The sequence below is a fragment of the Arthrobacter sp. JCM 19049 genome (assembly GCF_001310435.1).
On sequence record NZ_BAXF01000213.1, the window covers coordinates 1 to 3,604 of the forward strand.

Genomic DNA, 3,604 nt, shown 5'->3' on the forward strand with positions numbered 1-3,604 from the left:
CCGGCGAGGATGGGGTGCTGCAGCGCTGGCGGCAGCTGTTTGCCGCGCGCCGGGACATCTACGAGGACCTGGCGGACCTGACTGTCACGGTCGAGGGCAAGAGCGTGAACGAGCTGGTCGAGCTGATCCAGGGCCATGTGATTAGTGCCACGAGATAGGGCTATTCGCGAATCCCGCGCGTACTCTGGAAAGATCAGCACCACAGGAGGATCTCTACGGATGCCTTTAGCACCCACCACACTTCAGGTCACCGGAGCATCACCGGAGCAGAACTATCCGGTTCTGGTCGGTAACGGTTTGCTGGGACAGCTTCCCGAATTGCTTGGACCAAGTGTCAAGAAGATTTTGATCATCCACCCGCGGGCCCTGCGCACCACCGGGGACCTGGTCAAGGATGAACTCGATACCAAGGGCTACTCGGCGATCACCGCCGAAATCCCGGACGCCGAGGAAGGCAAGCACATCCAGGTTGCCGCCTTCTGCTGGGAGGTCCTGGGCAAGAACGACTTCACCCGCTCGGATGCGGTCATCTCCGTGGGCGGCGGCGCCGTCTCGGATGTGGCCGGCTTCGTGGCCGCCACCTGGCTGCGCGGGGTGAAGGTCGTGCACGTGCCCACCTCCGTGCTGGGCATGGTGGACGCCGCCGTGGGCGGCAAGACCGGAATCAACACCGCCGAGGGCAAGAACCTGGTCGGCTCCTTCCACCCGCCGGCCGGAGTGCTGGTGGACCTGGACGCCTGGCCACCTTGCCGAAGAACGAACTGGTGACCGGGCTGGCCGAAGCGGTCAAGTGCGGTTTCATCAAGGACGAGCGGATCCTGGAGCTCATCGAGGAAAACCCCGAAGAGGCCATGGATCCCACCAGCGAGCGGCTGCGTGAAATCATCGAACGCACCATCGCGGTAAAGGTCGACGTGGTCTCCCGGGACCTGAAGGAATCCGGGGACCGCGAATACCTGAACTACGGGCACACCCTGGGCCATGCCATCGAGCTGGCCGAACGCTACCAGATGCGCCACGGCGCGGCGGTGTCCATTGGACTGTGCTTCGCCGCGGAACTGGGACGCTCGGTGGGCTACACCCCGGATGCGGTGGCCGAACGCCACGCCGCGATCCTATCCTCGCTGGGACTGCCCACCACCTATCGCAACGACCGCTGGGCGTCGCTGCTGGACGGGATGAAGCGGGACAAGAAGGCCCGAGGCGACCAGCTGCGCTTCGTGGTCCTGGAAGATATTGGCAAGCCGCGGATCTATGAAGTTCCGGATAACTCGCTGTTGTTCGCGGCCTACCAGGAGATTGGTGAGTAAGAAATGACTGAGGCACGACACAACGCGGTGTCCTTCGAAGTCGCCTCCGTCAACCGTGAAGGTGTGGACACCTCCATTGACGGAATCCTGATCAACCCCGAAACGATGCGCGCCTACGTGGCCGATGAGGCCGCCGCGGAACGCTCCATGCAGGTCGGTTCGCCCACCGACCAGGTGGTCATCCACCTGGCCCGCGGCGAACTGGCCCAGGCGGGGGAGATGATCACCGAGCAGCGCCTGCTGGACCCGATGAACGCGCACCTGCGGGTGCTGGACACCGAGCTGACCCGCATGCAGGGGGACACCCAGCGGGCCATCAACCGGCTGCGCAAGCTGGCCGAGGAGTTCGCCGACACCGAGTACGAGCCGCTGATGCAGCACCATTTGGGCATGGCGTTCTACGAAACCCGGGACTACCGTGCGGCGGTGACCCGCTTCACCCTGGCCCTGGAGCAGCGTCAGGCGATCAACGCGCCCAAGCACCTGGTGGACGCCTCGCGCATCTGCCTGCAAATGGCCGAACAGCGCCTGCAGGCCAGCGCCTAACACGGCGCCGGCGGATCGATGCGCTAGACTAGGACATGGTTTTTTGACAAAGGGCCGGCGTGAGCCGGCTGAATATGAGGATTGAGGACTCGTGGCAGATACGACTGACATCAAAAACGGTCAGGTCATCAAGATTGACGGCCAGCTGTGGACCATCATTGACTTCCAGCACGTGAAGCCGGGCAAGGGTGGGGCGTTCGTGCGTACCAAGATGCGCAACGTCGTCACCGGACGCGTCCAGGACAAGACCTACAACGCCGGGGCGAAGATCGAAACCGCCAACGTTGACCGCCGCGACTACCAGTACCTCTACCAGGACGGGGAAGACTACGTCTTCATGAACCTGGATGACTACGACCAGGTCACCGTCTCCGGCGCCACCGTGGGCGACGCCGCCGACTACATGCTGGAAAACCAGGAACTGACCATCGCCATGTACGACGGCAACCCGCTGTACGTGGAAATGCCGCCGTCGGTCATCCTGGAAATCACCTACACCGAGCCGGGCCTGCAGGGCGACCGCTCCTCGGCAGGCACCAACCGGCCACCCTGGAAACCGGCAAGATCATTCAGGTGCCGCTGTTCGTCGAGCAGAACACCAAGGTCAAGGTCGATACCCGCAACGGTGACTACCTGGACGTGTCTCCTAGTGAGTGCCCGTGCCAAGCCCGCCGCCGGCCCTGGAATTCCTCTTCGAAGCCGAACAACGCGGCGCCGAGCCGCTGGCCGTGGCCGTCGGACGCCGGGAGAACTCCGAGATCGTGATCAACGAGTACTCCATCCAGATCATCGAGGGCGTCACCGCCCAGCAGCAGCGCATCGATGAGATCCTGGAAAGCTACGTGCGCGGCTGGACCCTGGAACGCATGCCGTCGGTGGATCGCATCGCCCTGCGCATCGGCGTGTGGGAACTGCTGTACAACGACGACGTGCCCGACGCCGTCGCCGTCGCCGAGGCCGTGGCCAACGTGCGTGAGCTGTCCACCGACGATTCCCCGGAATTCGTCAATGGCGTGCTCGGCCGCATCCAGCAAATCAAGGACACCCTGGTCGACTGATCCTCACCCTGCCTGTCCCCGCGCAAGCCGGAACCCGATTCGTGGTTCCGGCTTGCGGCGTTTAACCTCCCTTTCGGCCACGTCCCGGTGGCCGCGGCGTCGGCCCCACGCCGTACTATGCGGCGCAATGTTTCGGCGGTGGCGCGCAGTGTGGCCAAGTGAACATTGCGGCTGCCTGCAACTGCGTCGCGGGCAGGAAGTGCCGCTGCGGCGCGCACGGAGGCAGCGTCAACGACGCCGCTTGTGACCGAACTAACGCATCATTCATGGTCATGTATAGCTTTTCGGTGGGGAAGTGGTGCCGGGACGTGATAATTTCATAGGAGCAATATTCCTTTAAGAACCGTCCCGTGAGGCGGAGAAGGGAGAGATGCAACGCATGAGCGAGAAATCGCCGGCAACGCCTGGCGCCCGCACGGTGCTGTCCTCGGACGACATCGAACGCGTGCTGACGCGCATCGCCTTTGAAATCATTGAGGCCAACAAGGGCACCGAGGACCTGGTGCTGCTGGGCATCCCGCGCCGCGGCTATCCGCTGGCCCAACGCCTGGCCGAACGCATCGCCGCCACCACCTCCGGCGCCATCAACCCCGAATCGCTGGTCGGGCAGCTGGACATCACCATGTACCGCGACGACCTGCGCACCTCCACCACCCGCACCCCGGCACCCACGCGGCTGCCGCCGGCGGG

At 64.0% G+C, this 3,604-nt stretch carries 3 protein-coding genes and 2 pseudogenes; all 5 read left to right on the top strand.

Going from position 1 to position 3,604, the window contains the following annotated elements; all coding sequences use genetic code 11:
* The first annotated feature begins 219 nt into the window (after positions 1-219).
* Positions 220-1,310, top strand: a pseudogene (gene aroB / locus JCM19049_RS09665) (3-dehydroquinate synthase).
* A 3-nt stretch (positions 1,311-1,313) separates the two neighbouring features.
* On the top strand, positions 1,314-1,856 hold the full coding sequence (locus JCM19049_RS09670) for a tol-pal system YbgF family protein (protein ID WP_054821479.1): 543 nt from the start codon (positions 1,314-1,316) through the stop codon (positions 1,854-1,856).
* A 91-nt stretch (positions 1,857-1,947) separates the two neighbouring features.
* Positions 1,948-2,492, top strand: a pseudogene (gene efp, locus JCM19049_RS19955) (elongation factor P); the annotation flags it as partial.
* A 17-nt stretch (positions 2,493-2,509) separates the two neighbouring features.
* Positions 2,510-2,914: a transcription antitermination factor NusB gene (gene nusB, locus JCM19049_RS09675; RefSeq protein ID WP_374700281.1), complete on the top strand. Its 405-nt coding sequence runs from the start codon at positions 2,510-2,512 to the stop codon at positions 2,912-2,914.
* A gap of 379 nt (positions 2,915-3,293) precedes the next feature.
* Positions 3,294-3,604: phosphoribosyltransferase family protein (locus JCM19049_RS09680; protein WP_374700282.1), on the top strand; the 311-nt coding region annotated here is incomplete at its 3' end.